Source organism: Nocardioides sp., assembly GCF_036405735.1.
Classification (GTDB): domain Bacteria; phylum Actinomycetota; class Actinomycetes; order Propionibacteriales; family Nocardioidaceae; genus Nocardioides.
Map to the genome: position 1 here is coordinate 1 of NZ_DASWXC010000068.1, position 16851 is coordinate 16851.

Sequence of the window (16851 nt, forward strand, 5' to 3'; positions counted from 1 at the left end):
CGCCGCGCCGGCGGGCCGGGCGGCGTACGTCGCCGACGCGGCGGGTCTCGGCACCACGCTGTACACCGCGCCGGCCGACGGCTTCGCGCCGCGGTTCGGCGTCGCTTCCCGGGCTCAGCACGACGGCAGCGGTGCCGTGGCCCTCGCAGGCGAGCTCGGCTCGCTGCGCCACGACGTCGACGAGCTGGCCGACCTGCGGCTCGCGGCCGCCATCGGCCTCGGGCCGCGCACCGCTGCCGCGACGGCCGAGCTTCTCGGCTGGTAGGACCAGGCGCCGCTCGAGCGTCGGCGGCCGGCCGTGTCTAGGAGTCGGTCGGCGAGTCGGTCGGCGTGGCTGGCGCCTTCTTCGTCGCCGTCTTCTTGGTCGCCGTCTTCTTGGCCGCCGTCTTCTTGGCCGCTGCCTTCGTCGGCGTGCTCGTGTTAGTCGCCGTCGTCGGCGTGGTGGCCCTCTTCGCGGTCGCCGTCTTCTTGGCCGCCGTCTTCTTGGCCGCCGTCTTCTTCGCCGGGGCGCTCTTGGTGGTCGCGGTCTTCCTCGCGGCCGGCGCGGCGGCGCCGGAGTCGCTCGCGGCCCGGGAGGCAGCCGGCGAGGCCGCTGCCTTCGCCGGCGGAGTGACCTTCGCCGGAGCCGCCTTGGCCGCGGCCGCCTTGACCGGTGCGCTCGCCATCGACGCCGCCGCACGGGCGGCGTCGAGGTTGAGCTTCGGCAGCTTCTTGACCCCGGACACGACGTTGCGCAGGTCGGCGCCGGCGCTGAACTTCGGGACGAACGTCTTCTTCGACTTCATCCGCTCGCCGGTCCGTGGGTTGCGGCCCCATCGAGCCGGCCGGAGCCGCTTCTCGAACGAGCCGAAGCCCGTGATGGCGACCTTCTCACCGCGCGCCACCTCGCGCGTGATGGTGTCGAGCACGGACTCCAGCGCGTGCGCCGCTGCCTTCTTGTTCCCGTCGTACCGCGCGGCGAGCGCGTCGATGAGCTGAGACTTGTTCACTTCCGACCCTTCCTGAACCCCTCGGCGCCGAGCCTGGGCGCGCGGCGTGCCTGCTTGGCACGCTAGGCACTCGGCGGGGTCGTCACAATGACCAGCTCCAGAGACCAGCCCAAAGACCAGCGCCAGAGACCAGCCCACAGGACCAGGAAAGGTCGCGCTCGCGACAGGGTCAGAGCGTGGCGGGCTTCCAGCTCGGCCGGTGCGCCTCGTAGGCGGCGATGTCGGCCTCGTGCCCGAGCGTGATGCCGATGTCGTCGAGGCCCTCCAGCAGCCGCCAGCGGGTGTAGTCGTCGATGTCGAAGGAGTCCTGCACCTCGCCGTCGGGGGTGCTGACGGTCTTCGCCTCCAGGTCGACGGTGATCTGCCCGCCGGGGTTGTCGTCGAGGTAGTCCCAGAGCCGCTGGACGACCTTCTCATCGACCTGCGCGGCGAGCAGCCCGGCCTTGCCGGAGTTGCCGCGGAAGATGTCGGCGAACCGGCTGGAGATGACGGCCTTGAACCCGTAGTTCTGCAGCGCCCAGACCGCGTGCTCGCGGGAGGAGCCGGTGCCGAAGTCCGGCCCGGCGACGAGCACGGTGCCCGCGGCGTACGCGGGGTTGTTCAGGACGAAGTCGGGCTCCCCGCGCCAGGCGGCGAACAGGCCGTCCTCGAAGCCGGAGCGTGTGACGCGCTTGAGGTACACGGCGGGGATGATCTGGTCGGTGTCGACGTTGCTGCGCTTGAGCGGGACGCCGACGCCGGTGTGGGTGGTGAACTTCTCCATGGTCAGACTCCTGCGGGGATCAGGTCGGCGGGCGAGGACAGCGTGCCGCGGACGGCCGTGGCGGCGGCGACCGGCACGGACACCAGGTGGGTGCGACCACCCTTGCCCTGGCGACCCTCGAAGTTGCGGTTGGACGTCGAGGCCGAGCGCTCGCCCGGCTGCAGCGTGTCGGGGTTCATGCCCAGGCACATCGAGCAGCCGGCACCGCGCCACTCCGCGCCGGCCGCGAGGAAGACCTCGTGCAGTCCCTCGGCCTCGGCCTGCATCCGGACCTTCACCGAGCCCGGGACGACCAGCAGCCGGGTGCCCTCGGCGACCCGGTGACCGGCGATGGTCTCGGCGGCCAGGCGCAGGTCCTCGATGCGGCCGTTGGTGCAGGAGCCGATGAACACGGTGTCGACCTTCACCTCGCGCAGCGGGGTGCCGGCCTCCAGGCCCATGTAGGCCAGCGCCTTCTCCGCGGCGATCCGGTCCTGCTCGTCGGCGAAGTCCTCGGGGTGGGGGACGTTGGCGCCCAGCGGCGCGCCCTGCCCGGGGTTGGTGCCCCAGGTGACGAACGGCGTGACCTCGGCGGCGTCGAGCACGATCTCCTTGTCGAAGACCGCGTCGTCGTCGGTGACCAGCGTCCGCCAGTGCGCGACGGCAGCGTCCCACTCGGCACCCTTCGGCGCCTCGGGCTTGCCCTCGATGTAGGCGAAGGTGGTCTCGTCCGGCGCGATCAGGCCGGCCTTGGCGCCCCACTCGATGCTCATGTTGCAGATCGTCATCCGGCCCTCCATCGAGAGCTCGCGGATCGCCTGGCCGCGGTACTCCACGATGTAGCCCTGGCCGCCACCGGTGCCGGTCTTGCTGATCAGCGTGAGGATCAGGTCCTTGGCGGTGACGCCGGCCGGCAGGCTCCCGTTGACGGTCACGGCCATGGTCTTCGGCTTGGCCTGTGGCAGCGTCTGGGTCGCCAGCACGTGCTCGACCTCGGAGGTGCCGATGCCGAAGGCGATGGCACCGAAGGCGCCGTGGGTCGAGGTGTGCGAGTCACCGCAGACGATCGTCATGCCCGGCTGGGTCAGGCCCAGCTGCGGTCCGACGACGTGGACGATGCCCTGCTCCACGTCGCCGAGCGGGTGCAGACGCACGCCGAACTCGGCGGCGTTCGTGCGCAGCGTCTCGACCTGGGTGCGCGAGACAGGGTCCGCGATGGGCTTGTCCCAGTCCACGGTCGGGACGTTGTGGTCCTCGGTGGCCAGGGTGAGGTCGGGGCGGCGGACCTTGCGGCCCGAGAGCCGCAGGCCGTCGAAGGCCTGGGGACTGGTGACCTCGTGGATCAGGTGGAGGTCGATGTAGAGGAGATCGGGCTGTCCGGCCTCGCCGGTCCGGACGACGTGCTCGTCCCACACCTTCTCCGACAGGGTCCTGCCCATGACGCTCTCCTCCACTAGGCGACCACGATGCGGCCACCGCTCGATGACACTTCAGATGCTAGCTCTTGCATCCCATCACGTGAGACCGTAGTCTTGCCATATGGACAACGGCAGCGGAGTGGGCGTCCTCGACAAGGCCGCCCTGGTGCTCACCGCCCTGGAGTCGGGCCCCGCCACGCTCGCCGGCCTGGTGGCCGGCACGGGGCTGGCCCGTCCCACGGCTCATCGTCTCGCGGTCGCGCTCGAGCATCACCGGCTCGTGGCGCGCGACATGCAGGGGCGCTTCATCCTCGGACCGCGGCTGGCGGAGCTGTCCGCGGCCGCCGGTGAGGACCGGCTGCTCGCGACCGCCGGTCCCGTGCTGGCCCGGCTGCGTGACATCACCGGCGAGTCCGCGCAGCTGTGGCGACGGCAGGGGGATGCACGAGTCTGCGTCGCCGCCGCCGAGCGACCTTCGGGCCTGCGCGACACGATCCCCGTGGGTTCGCAGGTCACGATGCGCGCGGGCTCGGCAGCGCAGGTGCTGCTCGCGTGGGAGGACCCCGAGCGGATGCACCGCGGTCTGCAGAACGCCGCGTTCTCCGCGGCCGCGCTCTCGGGCATCCGCCGCCGCGGCTGGGCACAGTCGGTCGGCGAGCGGGAGCCCGGCGTCGCGTCGGTCTCGGCGCCGGTCCGCTCCCCCGGCGGCAAGGTGATCGCCGCGGTCTCGGTCTCGGGCCCGCTCGAGCGGCTCTCGCGGCAGCCCGGCCGGATGCACGCGCCGGCCGTCATCGCCGCGGCCGAGCGGCTCTCCGAATCGCTGCGTCGCGCCGCGGCGGAGTGACGTCGCGGCGAGGAATACGGGCCTCAGCCGAGCTTGCCCAGCGCGATCGCCGCACGCAGCAGCGGCGCGATCGTCTCGCCGTCGGTGATCTCGCCGCTGCCGACCATCGCCATCGCGCGCTCCCACGGCACGGTGATCACCTCGGTGATCCCCTCCTCCTCCATCGCGGACGCCGCCCCCGACGGGCGCAGCCGCTGCGCGAGGAAGACCCGGCCGGGGGCGTCGGCGACGCCGTTGAGCGACGTGATCGGTCCGAGGTCGCGCCAGCTGTCGGCCTCCAGCCCGGTCTCCTCCCGCAGCTCGCGCTGCGCCGCCTCGAGGGGCGGCTCGCCGTCGGTCCCACCGGCGGGGATCTCGATCGACTCCGTGCCGGTCGTGTAGCGGAACATGCGCACCAGCACGACCTCGCCCGCGTCGGTCACCGGAACCACGAACACCGCGGTGTGCCGCACGGTGACCACGCCGTAGATGCCCGCCCCGCCGTCGGGCCGCACCACGTCGTCCTCCCGGACGCTGATCCAGCGGTTCTCGTAGACGACACGGGAGGCGCGGGTCTGCCAGGGCATGTCGCCACCCTAGGGGCCCCGCGAGGGGCTCAGGGTGACGGGCACTAGAACAGCGCGTCGGTCTCGAGGTCCAGCAGCAGCTGCTTGCGGTCCAGGCCGCCGGCGTACCCCGTCAGCGTGCCGTTCGCGCCGATCACGCGATGGCACGGGATCACGATGGGGATCGGGTTGCGGCCGTTGGCCAGCCCGACGGCCCGGGAGGCGGCGAAGGTCATGCCGAGACGCACGGCGATCTCGCCGTACGTCGCCGTACGGCCGAAGCCGACCCGGCGCAGCTCGCTCCAGACCCGCTGCTGGAAGTCGCTGCCGGCCGGCGCCAGCGGCAGGTCGAACTCCGTCAGCTGCCCGGCGAAGTACGCGCGCAGCTGACGCGCGCACTCCTGCAGCACGGGGTGGTCGTCGGCCCGGTCACCGAGCGGGCGGCCGGTCGTGTCGCGGAACGGGCTGAACTCGATCGCGGTGATCGAGCCGGCCTGCTCGACCAGGCGCAGCTCCCCGATCGGTGAGTCGATCACGGTCCACATCAGGCGGCCCTCCTCGAGGCGGTGTCGGGCAGCGAGTGCCACAGGTGCATGAGTGCGTAGGAGCGCCACGGCGCCCAGTCGGTGCCGTCGGCGGCGGGATGCCCGAGGGCGGTGAGCGCCCGTCGCACGCCGACGTCGCCGGGCAGGAAGACGTCGGGGTGGCCCAGCGCGCGCAGCGCGACGTAGTCGGCGGTCCACGGCCCGATGCCGGGCAGCCCCATCAGCCCGGCGCGTACGTCGGCCCGGTCGGTGCCGCGGTCCAGCCGGATCTCGCCGGTGGCGAGCGCGCCGGCCAGCCCCGCGATCGCGCGGCCCCGCGACCGCGGCATCGGCAGCGTCTCCGGGTCGACCTCGGCCAGCGACGCCGGGCGGGGGAACAGGTGGGTGAGACCGGGGATGCCCGTGGCGACCGGTGTGCCGTGCTCGGCCACCAGCCGTCCCAGCACGGTGCTGGCGCCCGCGACGCTGACCTGCTGGCCGACGACGGTGCGCACGGCGAGCTCGTCGCCGTCGACGTGTCCGGCCACGCGCAGGCCGGGTGTCGTCGCGACGAGCGGTCCCAGCACGGGGTCGCCGCCCAGCGCCGTGTCGACGGCGACGGGGTCGCAGTCGGCGTCGAGCAGCCGGCGGGCCCGCTCCACCGCCGCGGTGGTGTCGCGCAGGTCCGAGAGCGTGAAGGCTGCCGTCACGAAGGCGGTCTCCCCCGCCGCCGGTGCGTCGGCGAGGTCGAGCCTGACCGTCCCCGGCCCGTGCGGCAGGTCGAGCGTGCGGGCGAACCAGCCGTCACCGCCGGTCTCGACGCCGGGGACGGCATGACCTATGAGGAAGGCGTGCAGCGCCCGGCCGGCGAAGGGCGTGCGGACCGCGAGCCGCAGCCGCAGCGTGCCGCCCGTGCTCCGGGTGCTCGCCCGGCGACCACGCAGCTCGGTCGGCGTCGCGGCGTACACCTCCCGCACGGTGTCGTTGAACTGCCGCACGCTGGCGAACCCGGCCGCGAACGCGACATCGGCGTGGGACAGGGTCGTGGTCTCGAGCAGCGTCCGTGCCGTCTGGGCACGGCGTGCGCGCGCCAGCGCGAGCGGGCCGGCCCCGAGCTCGGCGGTGAGGAGCCGGGTCAGGTGACGCGCGCTGTAGCCGAGGCGCTCGGCGAGTCCCGCGACGCCCTCGCGGTCGACGACGCCGTCAGCGATCAGCCGCATCGCGCGTCCGGCGACGGACGCGGCGAGGTCCCACTCGGGGCTGCCCGGGGTGGCGTCGGGCAGGCATCGCTTGCAGGCGCGGTACCCGGCCGCCTGTGCCGCCGCGGCGGTGCGGTGGAACGTGACGTTCGCGGCGTGCGGCGTCCGCGCCGGACAGGACGGGCGGCAGTAGATCCGCGTGGTGCGCACCGCGGTGTAGAAGACGCCGTCGAAGCGGCGGTCGCGCGACTGCACCGCCCGGTAGCAGGCGTCGGCGTCGAGGAGCATGGCTCCATCATCCCCCGGGTCGCCGACATCTTCTGGCGGGAATCGGACACGACGGTTCTCGTCGGTGTCGATGCCCACCCGGAGGCGCGGCGCTCAGGAGCTCCGGGTCTTGGCGCCACGTCGCTCCCCTATTGGGGGTAAACCTGCCGATCGTCGGCGGGTCGGGCGCGTCTCGCCGGATACGCACAACGGCAAAGCGCTGTTCGTGAGGAGGACCCTCGTGTCGTATCTGTATGACGATGGCCATGGCCGGACCATCCTCTCGGTGCTCGCGGGGGTGGTGGCCGGCGCACTGCTGGTGGGTCTGCTCTGGATGGCGCAGGCCCGGAGCGGTTCCGACCCCGACGCGGACCAGCCCGCGACGACCTCGCAGGGGCAGCGGATGGGCGACCCGACGACGGACGACCAGCCCGATGACGTCGCCGAGGACCCTGCGGAGCACGGGACGGAGGACGGGACCGAACACGGGACGGGTGACATGGCGCGAGACATCGCGGGCGACGATCAGAACCCGATCGCTCTCGAGCGCTGCCAGGAGGTGTACGACGCCCAGACCGACGGGCTCGAGGCGGCCACCGAGTCGCTCGGCCAGTGGGAGGTTCACATCGGGGCCATGAACAAGCTCGTCACAGGCGCGATCACTCTCCAGCAGGCCAACCAGTTCTGGAACCAGACCCGCGTCGGCGCGGCTCACCGGCTCGACCGCTTCGACGCCGCCTATCGGGCGTTCGGCCAGCGCACGGCCCGTTGCCCGGAGCAGGCGCTGTCCGAGGAGTCCGGCGCGGAGCTCCGCCCCTGCGTGGAGGCGGTCGCCGCTCGGAACCGGGCGCTGCGCCGCGCGTCGGTCGCCCTCGAGACCTGGCGGATGCACGTGCACCACATGGAGATGCTCCGCACCGGCCAGATGACGCCCGCCCAGGCCACGCGGCTGTGGCTGCGGAGCTGGCGCCAAGGCGACCGGGAGGTGAAGGCGTACCGCGCCGCGGCGAGGGCCGCCGACCAGGCGGCGACCTGCTGACCACGTTGACGTCCGGTTGGCGCGGGCCGGTCCGGCGGAAATGCCGAAGGGGTCCCACTCAGCTGCCTGCTGCGCGGGACCCCAACGGATCGGTACCCCCGACCGGATTCGAACCGGCGCTACCTGCGTGAGAGGCAGGCGTGCTAGGCCGCTACACAACGGGGGCTTGTTGCTGTCTTTCGACTCGGAGAACACTAGCGATGCTGTCGTTCTCCGCCAAATCCTCGCGTTTCCGCTCGGATCCGCTGGTCTACTAGGACTCGAACCTAGACTAACTGAACCAGAATCAGTCGTGCTGCCAATTACACCATAGACCATCGACTTCGCAGTCGAGCGGCCCTTCCGCCGAGGCGGCCGGGCCGAGGCAGAACACTACACGGACGGGTTCTGGCCGACCAAAACGGGCGGCCCCTCCACCGGCCCCGCGTCCGAGGTGGTCTGCAGCCCGCGTCGCCGGGCGGCGTACGTCACCAGGGCGAGGAACGCGAGCGACTGCGTCAGCGTGACGGGCATGATCCACCAGTTGCCGTCGGCGGCGGCGAGGGTCTGCGTCATGTCGCCGAAGGCGAGCGCCAGACCGAAGGCCATCAGGTTGTTCAGCACATGCATGGCGATGCCCGCCTCGAGGCCGCCGGTCACGATCACCAGGATCCCCGCGACCAGGCCGAAGGCGAACCGGTCGACGAAGACGGGGATCGGCTGGCCGAGCCCGTGCAGCAGCGCGAAGACCAGGGCCGGCACGACGACAGCGACCACGCGGCTGCGCGCCAACGCCCCGCACGCCTGGGTCAGGTAGCCGCGGAAGGCGTACTCCTCCCCGACGGCCTGCAGCGGGGTCAGCAGCACGATGACGATGAGGAAGTCGCGCGTCTGCGTCGTGAAGTCGTTGAGCTCCCCCGACGCGCCCGCGACATCCGCACCGGTGCCCTGCGCCGGCAGCAGCGCGGAGACGACCAGTGTGATGAGCAGTGCGGCGGCGCTGAGCCCGAAGCAGGTCACCAGCCAGCGCCAGCGGATCCGCCCCACCACCGAGGCGGCCCATCCCGGCCGCAGTCCGTGGGCGGCCCAGAGCACCAGCCAGACCGCCGGGATGGCGGCCGCCCAGCCCAGGTTCACCACCGTGAGGAACATCGGTGTGACGGGGTCGCCGGTGAGCCGGTCCTGTGCCTCGCCCGCGTCGGTCCCGGACAGGAACAGTACGGCGGCCGCCACCACGACCAGCCCGACCTGGACGACGAGCAGCAGGATCGTGAGCAGCGGCAGGCCGAGGAACGGCCAGGCCCACCCCCGGCGACCGCCGCGCAGCAGCTGGTCGTAGCGCAGCCCGGGCATCGGCGTCCTCAGCCCAGCGCCGCGCGGAGCCGACCCAGGCTGCGCTCGCGGCCCAGCAGCTCCATGGACTCGAACAGCGGCGGACTGACCCGCTTGCCGGTGACGGCGACGCGGACCGGGCCGAAGGCCACCCGTGGCTTGAGGCCGAGCCCGTCGATCAGCGCGGACTGCAACGCCTCCTGGATCGCCGCCGTCGACCAGGTCGCGAGACCCTCGACCGCGGCCAGCGCGGCCCGCACGATCTCCGTGCCCCGCTCGTCGAGGAGCTTCTCGGCGTCGGCCGGGTCGAGGGCGAAGGACGCCTCGTCGACGAAGAGGAAGCCGAGCATGGCCGAGGCCTCGGTCAGCTTGTTGATCCGCTCGGCGACCAGCGGCATCGCCAGCTCGAGCAGCCGGGCATCGGCGTCGGAGACCGGATCGCCGACCACCCCGTCGGCCTTGAGGAAGGGCAGCACGCGGTGGGTGATCTCGTCGGTCGACAGCAGCCGCATGTGCGCGGCGTTGATGGCGTCGGCCTTCTTCAGGTCGAAGCGGGCCGGGTTGGGCACGACGTCCGTGACGTCGAACGCCTCGACCATCTCCTCCAGCGTGAAGACGTCGCGGTCCGCCGCGATCGACCAGCCCAGCAGCGCCAGGTAGTTGAGCAGCCCCTCCGGCAGATAGCCCTGGTCGCGGTAGGCGAGGGCGTGGGCCTCGGGATCGCGCTTGGAGAGCTTCTTGTTGCCTTCGCCCATCACGTAGGGCAGGTGACCGAACTCCGGCGTCACCTTCGCGATCCCGAGCTCCTTGAGCGCCTCGTAGAGGGCGAGCTGTCGCGGCGTGGAGGACAGCAGGTCCTCCCCGCGCAGCACGTGGGTGATCTCCATCAACGCGTCGTCGACCGGGTTGACCAGCGTGTAGAGCGGGTCGCCGTTGGCACGGCACAGCGCGTAGTCGGGCACGAACTCGGTCTCGAAGGTCACCTCGCCGCGCACCAGGTCGCGCCAGGTGATGGAGCCCTCGGGCATCCGGAACCGGACGACCGGCTGGCGACCCTCGGCGAGGAACGCCTCGACCTGGTCCTCGGTCAGCTCACGGCAGAAGCCGTCGTACCCCATGACCTTGGAGCCGGACTCCATGCGGCGCGCGGCGACCTCGTCGGTCGTGCAGTAGCAGTCGTAGGCGAAGCGGGACTCGCGCAGCCGCTGCAGGGCGTCGGCGTAGAGCTCGCCGCGCTCGCTCTGGAAGTACGGCGCGTGCGGGCCGCCGACCTCCGGCCCCTCGTCCCAGTCCAGGCCGAGCCAGCGCATCAGGTCGATGATCGCCCGGTAGGACTCGTCGGTGCTGCGCTCCTTGTCGGTGTCCTCGATGCGGAACACGAAGGTGCCGCCGTGGTGGCGGGCGAAGGCCCAGTTGAACAGCGCCGTGCGCACCAGGCCCACGTGGGGCGAGCCGGTCGGGGACGGAGCCATACGGACGCGGACAGTCACAGTGCACTCACTTCTGGGTCAGGGCCTCTGGTCAGGGCTTCTTGATCACGGGGTTGGTCAGCGCGCCCAGCCGCGACGAGGTCACCTCGACCTCGTCGCCGGGCTGCATCGGGCCGACGCCGGCGGGTGTGCCGGTGAGGATGACGTCGCCGGGCAGCAGGGTCATCGCTGCGGTGACGTGCTCGATGATCCGCGCGACGTCGAAGATGAGGTCGGCGGTGGTGCCGTCCTGCTTGAGGTCGCCCTCGAGGTACGTCTTGAGGTCGATGCCGGCCTCGATCTCCGCCAGCGTCAGGTCGGTGTCGATCCACGGCCCGAGCGGGCAGAACGTGTCGAACCCCTTCGCGCGGCTCCACTGCTGGTCCTTGACCTGCAGGTCGCGGGCGCTGACGTCGTTGGCGAGGGTGAAGCCGAAGATCACGTCGGCGGCCTTGGCCGCCGGGACGTCCTTGCAGATCCGGCCGATCACGACGGCCAGCTCGCCCTCGAAGTGGACGTTCTCGGTCTGCGGCGGGTAGACGATGCTGTCGCCCGGCCCGATCACGCTCGTGTTCGGCTTGAGGAACAGCAGCGGCTCCTCGGGCGCGTCACCGCCGGTGACGCCCTTCATCTCCGCCACATGGTCGGCGTAGTTCTTGCCGATCGCCACGACCTTGCTGCGCGGGATCACGGGCGCGAGCAGCTTGACGTCGGCGAACCGGAGCGTCTGCTCGGTCGGCTTGAGGCCCACGTAGAGCGGGTCACCGGCCAGCACGAGGAGCTGCGCGTCCTCCGCCGGCTGGCCGAACTGGTCGAGCTCACCGGCGATGACGCCGTACTGGGGGTCTCCGCCGGTGGTGAATCTCGCGATGCGCACGCTGCGAGCCTATCGACCTACCCTTGTCGGCCGTGGAGGTGATGTCGCGCGAGGAGTGGCTGGCGCGGGCCGCGTCACACCGCGCCCGGCTCGCGCCGTACGTCGAGCCGCACCTCGCGCGTCGCGAGGCCGGTGTCGCCCACCCGGTCCACGACTTCCTCTTCACCTACTACGCCCAGCGTCCCGCGCAGCTGCTGCGCTGGCATCCGGGCTTCGGGGTGCTCGTCGAGGACGCGCCGGAGCTCGACGGTCTCAAGGGGTACGACGGCGGGGCGGTCGCTGCGGCGTACGTCGCCGCGCAGCGCATGCTGCTCCAGACGCTGCACCGGCTGCTGCGCGCGACCCTGTCGCGGCCCGGCAACCTCGGCTGCTTCGGGATGCACGAGTGGGCGATGGTCTACCGGAGCGCGGAGTCGGGCGAGACCCGCCACCGCGTCCCGCTGCGCCTCGGCGCCGCTGGCACCGACGCCGTGGTGGAGTCCCACCGGATCGCGTGCTCCCACTTCGACGCCTTCCGCTTCTTCACCCCGGCCGCGGTCCCGCTGAACACGCTCTCCCCCGCCTCGGACGACCGGCCCGACTTCGAGCAGCCGGCCTGCCTGCACGCGGGCATGGACCTGTACAAGCACGCCTTCCGGCTCTCGCCGATGATCTCCTCCGACCTGGTCGCCGACTGCTTCGAGCTGGCCTGGGACATCCGGATCCTCGACATGCGGGCCGCGCCGTACGACCTGACCGGCTGGCGGCTGGACCCCACCGGCGAGGAGTGGTCCCCCGTCCGGGTCGAGACCGCCGAGGGCAAGCGCGAGTACGCCGCGCGGCAGGAGTCGTTCGCCGCGCGAGCCACTCCGCTGCGCCGGCGCCTGGCCGCCGAGTGCGAGCGTCTGCTGACCGGGTAACTGGCTGGGTAAAGGGAAACCGGCGCCGGGGGACTAGGGTTCGCTCATGAGTGCCATCGTGCGCAACCACGTGACGGTCACCGGACCCGAGTCCGGCCGGCCGATGGTCTTCGCGCACGGGTTCGGCTGTGACCAGACGATGTGGCGTCATGTCGCTCCGGCGTTCGCCGCGGACCACCGGGTCGTGCTCTACGACCACGTCGGCGCGGGCGGTGCCGATGCCTCGGCGTACGACCCGGAGAAGTACGCGTCCCTGGACGGCTACGCGGACGACCTCGTCGAGATCCTCACCGAGCTCGACCTACACGACGTCGTCTTCGTCGGCCACTCGGTCGCCGCCATGATCGGCGTCCTCGCCGAGCGACGGGTGCCGGAGCGGTTCTCGCGGCTGGTGCTCGTCGGCCCCTCGCCGCGCTACATCGACGACGAGGGCTACCGCGGCGGCTTCAGCCGGGCCGACATCGACGAGCTGCTGCAGTCGCTGGAGAGCAACTACCTGGGCTGGTCGGCGGCGATGGCACCGGCGATCATCGGCAATCCCGAGCGCCCGCAGCTCGGCCAGGAGCTCACCGCCAGCTTCTGTCGCATGGACCCGGAGATCGCGCGCCGCTTCGCGCGCGCGACGTTCCTCTCCGACAACCGCGAGGACCTGGCGCACGTCGTGACTCCGACTCTCGTGCTGCAGTGCAGCTCGGACGTGATCGCGCCACCGGAGGTGGGCGAGTTCGTCGCGAAGACCATCCCGGACAGCGAGCTGGTCATGCTCCGGGCAACCGGCCACTGCCCGCACCTCAGCGACCCCGCGGAGACGATCGACGCCATCGCCGCCTTCATCGGCTCGCGGTCCTAGCCGATGGTCCAGGAGCGGGTGCCCGAGGCCCCCGGCGAGGCGTTCGTGGAGGACGACGCGGTCGCCCTCTACGAGCATGCGCCCTGCGGCCACCTGTCCACGACCCCGGATGGGCGCATCGTGCGGGTGAACGAGACGTTCCTCGCCTGGACGGGCTACGACCGCGCGGAGCTGGCTGGTCGGCACTTCGTCGACCTCCTCTCCGCCGGTGGACGGCTCTACCACGAGACCCACTACCGACCGCTGCTGCAGCTGCAGGGCTCCGTGCGCGAGATCGCGCTGGAGGTCGTACGCCGTGACGGCAGCCGGATGCCGGCGCTGGTCAACGCCGTGCTCGACCGCGACACCGCCGGAGACCCGCGCGTCGTGCGCATCGCGGTCTTCGACTCGACCGAGCGGCGTGAGTACGAGCGCGAGCTGCTGCGGGCCAAGGAGCGCGCGGAGGTGTCCGAGCAGCGGGCCCGCTCGCTGGCCCGCACCCTTCAGGGCACCTTCATCCCTCCCTCCGTGCCGACCGTGAGCGGCCTGGAGGTGAGCGGCGCCTACCGACCGGCCGGCGACGGCACGGTCGTCGGCGGCGACTTCTACGACGTCTTCGCGGTCACGAACGACGAGTGGGTCGTGGTGCTCGGCGACGTCTGCGGCAAGGGCGCCGAGGCCGCGGTGGTCACGGCGTTCGTCCGCCACACGCTGCGCGTGCTGACCGTCGCCGAGCGCTCGCCGGCCCAGGTGCTCGGCCAGCTCAACGAGCTGCTGCTCCTCAACGGGGACGAGGACCGGTTCTGCACCTGCGTCCTGGTCCGTCTCTCCCGTGAAGAGGCGGGCTGGCGCGCGGTGCTGAGCGTCGGGGGCCACCCGCCGCCGGTGCTGATCGGCCCGGGCCGCGAGCCGCGCTTCGCCGCGTTCTCGGGGCCGCTGATCGGCATGCTGCCCGACCTCCCGTTCGCCGAGCAGGAGCTGCTGCTCGGACCGGAGGAGGGCATCGTGCTCTACACCGACGGGATCACCGACGGGCGCGCCGGCGGAACGATGTTCGGCGAGCAGCGGTTGCTCGCCTCGCTGCGCGACTCGCTCGCCGCGTCCGACACGATCGACGGCGCCCTGTCCCATCTGGTCTCCGAGGCGCTCGCCTTCCAGGACGGCAACGCGTACGACGACATCGCGGCCGTCGGCGTCCGCGTCCCACCGGCTCACTGACGCTCGGGCCCGGTCCCAGGACCGGCCTCAGGACGGGCTTCAGGACCGGGTGGCCCCCACCACCTGGATGCCGGCCACGATCATCGCGAGCCCGACGCCGAAGTCGTCGACGTCGCGAGGGTCGTCGTCGATGGCACCCGCCGCGGTCGCCTGCAGGTGGGTCTGCTCGTCGACCGCGTGACCGTAGACGTAGTGCAGCAGCGTGCGGGCGGCGGCGGGAGCGACGGGGCCGACACCTCCGTCGGCCAGCGCCGCCAGGAGCAGCTCGTGCGGCAGCCTGGCGCCGAGACCGAACGCGTGCACGGTCGCGACCAGCTCGGCACCGTCGCGGTAGGCCAGCAGCGCGTCGCGGAGGGTGCCGCAGATGGCGACCACCCGGTCGGCCCACTCCCCCGTCACCGGCCACGCCGGGCGCGAGAGCAGCTCGTCGGCGATCGCGGCCAGCAGCGTCTGCTTGTTGGCGAAGTGGTGGTAGAGGGCACTCGGCTGCACGCCGAGCTCGGAGCCGAGGCGTCGCATCGACAGGTCGGCGAGGCCGTAGTCGTCGAGGACCTCGACGGCGCGCTCGACGATGTCGCGGCGGCGGTAGCGCATGTGACGGACTCCACGGTTGACCGGCAGGGGTCGCCACCCTAACCTGAACGCCGTTCACCTGACCACTGTTCAGGTCCCTGCGACGAAAGAGTCCACGATGACGACCGAGACCTCCGAGACCTCCGAGACGTCCGAGACCTCCGGCACCCTCGCCGACGGGGGCCCCGCAAGGCCGCGACGCCTCACCACCACGGACCTCGCGCTGATCGCCGCGTTCGCAGCGCTGATCTCCGCCTGCGCCCTGGTGGGCGGCATCCCGACCGGTGCCGGCATCGACATCACGCTGCAGACCTTCGGCGTGATGCTCGCCGGCTGCGTGCTCGGCCCGGTGCGCGGCTTCCTCGCCGTCGCCCTGTACCTCGCCCTCGGCGCGATCGGCCTGCCGGTCTTCTCCGACCACTCCTCGGGCATCGCCCCGTTCACCGGGGTCAGCGCCGGCTACCTTTGGTCGTTCCCGGTGGCCGCGTTCCTCGGCGGCCTGCTCGTCAAGTACGTCGCGGGCGAGAAGGGCAAGACGCGTGCCCTGGTCGTCTTCCTCTGCTCCGCGGCCGGCAGCGTGTTCGTGATCCACCCGCTCGGCATCACCGGCATGAAGCTCTTCCTCGACGTGTCGTGGAACGACGCGCTCCACTTCGACATGCCGTTCTGGCTGGGTGACTTCGTCAAGACCACCCTGGTCGCGTTGGTCGCGGCGGAGGTCCACCGCGCCTTCCCGCAGCTGCTGCGCCGCGGCTGATGCCGCTGATCCGGCTCGATGAGGCCGCGGTCGTCGTCCCCGGGACCACCGGGGGCGGCGACCGCGTCCTGCTCCACCCGACCTCGCTGACGCTGAGCGAGCATCGGATCGCGATCATCGGCGCGAACGGCTCGGGGAAGTCGACGCTCGCACGCCTGCTCAACGGCCTGGTCACCCCCACCACCGGTCGGGTGCGTGTCGGCGACCTCGATGTCGCCCGCGACGGCGCGGCGGTACGCCGGACGGTGGCGTTCTGCTTCACCGACCCCGCCGCCCAGCTCGTGATGCCGACCTGCGTCGAGGACGTCGAGCTCTCGCTGCGCCGTCGGATCCGCGACAAGGCGGCGCGCCGCGAGCACGCGGTGGCGGTGCTGGACCGGTTCGGCCTGGCCGCGCACGCCGACCAGAGCGTCCACACCCTCTCCGGTGGCCAGCGCCAGCTGCTCGCGCTCGCCGGCGTGCTCGCGACCGAGCCCGCGGTGGTGGTCGCCGACGAGCCGACCACGCTGCTCGACCTGGCCAACTCCCGCCGGGTCGGCGAGACGCTGCTCGGCCTGACCCAACAGCTCGTCCTCGTCACCCACGACCTCGACCTCGCCGCGCGGTGCGAGCGTGCGCTCGTGGTGGCCGAGGGTCGCGTGGTGTTCGACGGACCGGCACCGGCGGCGGTCGAGGAGTACGTCGCCTCGGTGACTCGATGAGCAGCCTGCTGGTCGGCGGCTACCTCGCGGGCGACACGTGGCTGCACCGACTCCCGCCCGGGCTCAAGCTGCTCGCCTCCGCGGCGTTCGGCGTCGCGGTCGTGCTGCTGCGCAGCATGACGGCCGGCCTGGGGCTCCTCGCGCTGGCGCTGGCACTCGCCGTGGTGGCGCGCCTGCCGGTCGGCGTACTCCTGCGCGCCGCGCGCGGGATCCTGCTGCTGGCCGTGCTGCTCTCCGCGATCCAGGGCTGGCTCGACGGGTGGCAGAAGGCGGTGGAGACGCTCGCCGACCTGCTCGCCCTGGTCCTGCTCGGCGTCGTGCTGACCTCGACCACGAGCGTGAACGCCCTGCTCGACACCCTCGTCGCGGCGATGCGCCCGTTGCGCCGTGTCGGCGTCGATCCCGAGCGGGTGGCGCTCACGTTCGCGATGGCGATCCAGTCCCTGCCCGCGACCGTCGCCCTGGCGGTCGAGACCCGCGACGCCGCCCGCGCCCGCGGGATCCGCCACCCGCGCGCCTACCTGACGCCGTTCGTCGTGCGTGTCGTGGCCCGCGCCCACGAGACCGGCGCAGCGCTCCACGCGCGCGGCATCGGCGAGGACTGACCCCTGCGTCCTGCCCCCATGACGTGCCCTGCCCGCCTAGGCTGG

General features: G+C 72.2%; 18 protein-coding genes, 2 tRNA genes and 1 pseudogene. 9 read left to right on the forward strand and 12 right to left on the reverse strand.

What is annotated here, in order from left to right:
- Positions 1–265, forward strand: a pseudogene (locus VGE38_RS10715) (2-phospho-L-lactate guanylyltransferase); the annotation flags it as partial.
- Positions 266–302: 37 nt separating this feature from the next.
- Here VGE38_RS10715 and VGE38_RS10720 read toward each other — a convergent pair.
- The 3 genes from VGE38_RS10720 to leuC all read right to left on the reverse strand — a co-directional run bounded on the left by VGE38_RS10720 (position 303) and on the right by leuC (position 3170).
- Positions 303–989, reverse strand: coding sequence for an HU family DNA-binding protein (locus VGE38_RS10720; RefSeq protein WP_331142530.1), 687 nt, complete (start codon positions 987–989; stop codon positions 303–305).
- Positions 990–1158: 169 nt separating this feature from the next.
- Complete coding sequence (gene leuD, locus VGE38_RS10725) at positions 1159–1752, reverse strand: 3-isopropylmalate dehydratase small subunit (protein WP_331142531.1); 594 nt, start codon at positions 1750–1752, stop codon at positions 1159–1161.
- Positions 1753–1754: 2 nt separating this feature from the next.
- On the reverse strand, positions 1755–3170 hold the full coding sequence (gene leuC / locus VGE38_RS10730) for a 3-isopropylmalate dehydratase large subunit (protein WP_331142532.1): 1416 nt from the start codon (positions 3168–3170) through the stop codon (positions 1755–1757).
- A 100-nt stretch (positions 3171–3270) separates the two neighbouring features.
- Between leuC and VGE38_RS10735 the strand changes: the two genes are divergently transcribed.
- A complete protein-coding gene (locus VGE38_RS10735) occupies positions 3271–3993 on the forward strand; it encodes an IclR family transcriptional regulator (RefSeq protein ID WP_331142533.1) in 723 nt (240 codons plus the stop codon).
- 23 nt (positions 3994–4016) lie between these two features.
- Here the strand turns inward: VGE38_RS10735 and VGE38_RS10740 are convergent, their stop codons facing one another.
- From VGE38_RS10740 to VGE38_RS10750, 3 genes are read right to left on the reverse strand one after another with little or no spacing between them, the layout of a single operon-like run.
- The gene (locus VGE38_RS10740; protein ID WP_331142534.1) at positions 4017–4559 is read right to left on the reverse strand and encodes an NUDIX domain-containing protein; all 543 of its coding nucleotides are present in this window, start codon (positions 4557–4559) and stop codon (positions 4017–4019) included.
- A 44-nt stretch (positions 4560–4603) separates the two neighbouring features.
- Complete coding sequence (locus VGE38_RS10745; RefSeq protein WP_331142535.1) at positions 4604–5083, reverse strand: methylated-DNA--[protein]-cysteine S-methyltransferase; 480 nt, start codon at positions 5081–5083, stop codon at positions 4604–4606.
- Positions 5083–6549, reverse strand: a complete 1467-nt coding sequence (locus VGE38_RS10750; protein ID WP_331142536.1) for an Ada metal-binding domain-containing protein — start codon at positions 6547–6549, stop codon at positions 5083–5085. Before VGE38_RS10750 ends, VGE38_RS10745 begins: the two co-directional genes overlap by 1 nt.
- 220 nt (positions 6550–6769) lie before the next feature.
- Between VGE38_RS10750 and VGE38_RS10755 the strand changes: the two genes are divergently transcribed.
- Positions 6770–7567, forward strand: coding sequence for a hypothetical protein (locus tag VGE38_RS10755; RefSeq protein WP_331142537.1), 798 nt, complete (start codon positions 6770–6772; stop codon positions 7565–7567).
- Between the two features lie 93 nt (positions 7568–7660).
- On the opposite strand, the gene VGE38_RS10760 is transcribed toward VGE38_RS10755, so the two are convergent.
- From VGE38_RS10760 to VGE38_RS10780, 5 genes are all read right to left on the reverse strand, one after another.
- Positions 7661–7733 (reverse strand) — tRNA-Glu (locus VGE38_RS10760).
- A gap of 79 nt (positions 7734–7812) precedes the next feature.
- Positions 7813–7884: transfer RNA gene (locus VGE38_RS10765), tRNA-Gln, on the reverse strand.
- Between the two features lie 55 nt (positions 7885–7939).
- Positions 7940–8899, reverse strand: coding sequence for a CPBP family intramembrane glutamic endopeptidase (locus VGE38_RS10770; RefSeq protein WP_331142538.1), 960 nt, complete (start codon positions 8897–8899; stop codon positions 7940–7942).
- Positions 8900–8907: 8 nt separating this feature from the next.
- Positions 8908–10350 carry a glutamate--tRNA ligase gene (gene gltX / locus VGE38_RS10775; protein WP_414690938.1) on the reverse strand — a complete coding sequence of 481 codons (1443 nt, stop codon included), beginning with the start codon at positions 10348–10350 and terminating at the stop codon, positions 8908–8910.
- A gap of 49 nt (positions 10351–10399) precedes the next feature.
- Positions 10400–11224: a fumarylacetoacetate hydrolase family protein gene (locus VGE38_RS10780; RefSeq protein ID WP_331142540.1), complete on the reverse strand. Its 825-nt coding sequence runs from the start codon at positions 11222–11224 to the stop codon at positions 10400–10402.
- A 41-nt stretch (positions 11225–11265) separates the two neighbouring features.
- Between VGE38_RS10780 and VGE38_RS10785 the strand changes: the two genes are divergently transcribed.
- The 3 genes from VGE38_RS10785 to VGE38_RS10795 are packed head-to-tail and all read left to right on the forward strand — an operon-like array spanning position 11266 to position 14170.
- Positions 11266–12123, forward strand: coding sequence for a 3-methyladenine DNA glycosylase (locus VGE38_RS10785; protein WP_331142567.1), 858 nt, complete (start codon positions 11266–11268; stop codon positions 12121–12123).
- 46 nt (positions 12124–12169) lie between these two features.
- Positions 12170–12973, forward strand: a complete 804-nt coding sequence (locus VGE38_RS10790) for an alpha/beta fold hydrolase (protein WP_331142541.1) — start codon at positions 12170–12172, stop codon at positions 12971–12973.
- Positions 12974–12991: 18 nt separating this feature from the next.
- Complete coding sequence (locus tag VGE38_RS10795) at positions 12992–14170, forward strand: PP2C family protein-serine/threonine phosphatase (RefSeq protein ID WP_331142542.1); 1179 nt, start codon at positions 12992–12994, stop codon at positions 14168–14170.
- A 39-nt stretch (positions 14171–14209) separates the two neighbouring features.
- Here the strand turns inward: VGE38_RS10795 and VGE38_RS10800 are convergent, their stop codons facing one another.
- Positions 14210–14764 carry a TetR family transcriptional regulator gene (locus VGE38_RS10800; protein ID WP_331142543.1) on the reverse strand — a complete coding sequence of 185 codons (555 nt, stop codon included), beginning with the start codon at positions 14762–14764 and terminating at the stop codon, positions 14210–14212.
- A 97-nt stretch (positions 14765–14861) separates the two neighbouring features.
- Between VGE38_RS10800 and VGE38_RS10805 the strand changes: the two genes are divergently transcribed.
- The 3 genes from VGE38_RS10805 to VGE38_RS10815 are packed head-to-tail and all read left to right on the forward strand — an operon-like array spanning position 14862 to position 16806.
- A complete protein-coding gene (locus VGE38_RS10805; protein WP_331142544.1) occupies positions 14862–15500 on the forward strand; it encodes a biotin transporter BioY in 639 nt (212 codons plus the stop codon).
- Positions 15500–16201, forward strand: coding sequence for an energy-coupling factor ABC transporter ATP-binding protein (locus tag VGE38_RS10810; RefSeq protein WP_331142545.1), 702 nt, complete (start codon positions 15500–15502; stop codon positions 16199–16201). The genes VGE38_RS10805 and VGE38_RS10810 overlap by 1 nt, the downstream gene beginning before the upstream one ends.
- The gene (locus VGE38_RS10815; protein WP_331142546.1) at positions 16198–16806 is read left to right on the forward strand and encodes an energy-coupling factor transporter transmembrane component T family protein; all 609 of its coding nucleotides are present in this window, start codon (positions 16198–16200) and stop codon (positions 16804–16806) included. Before VGE38_RS10810 ends, VGE38_RS10815 begins: the two co-directional genes overlap by 4 nt.
- Positions 16807–16851 lie beyond the last annotated feature (45 nt).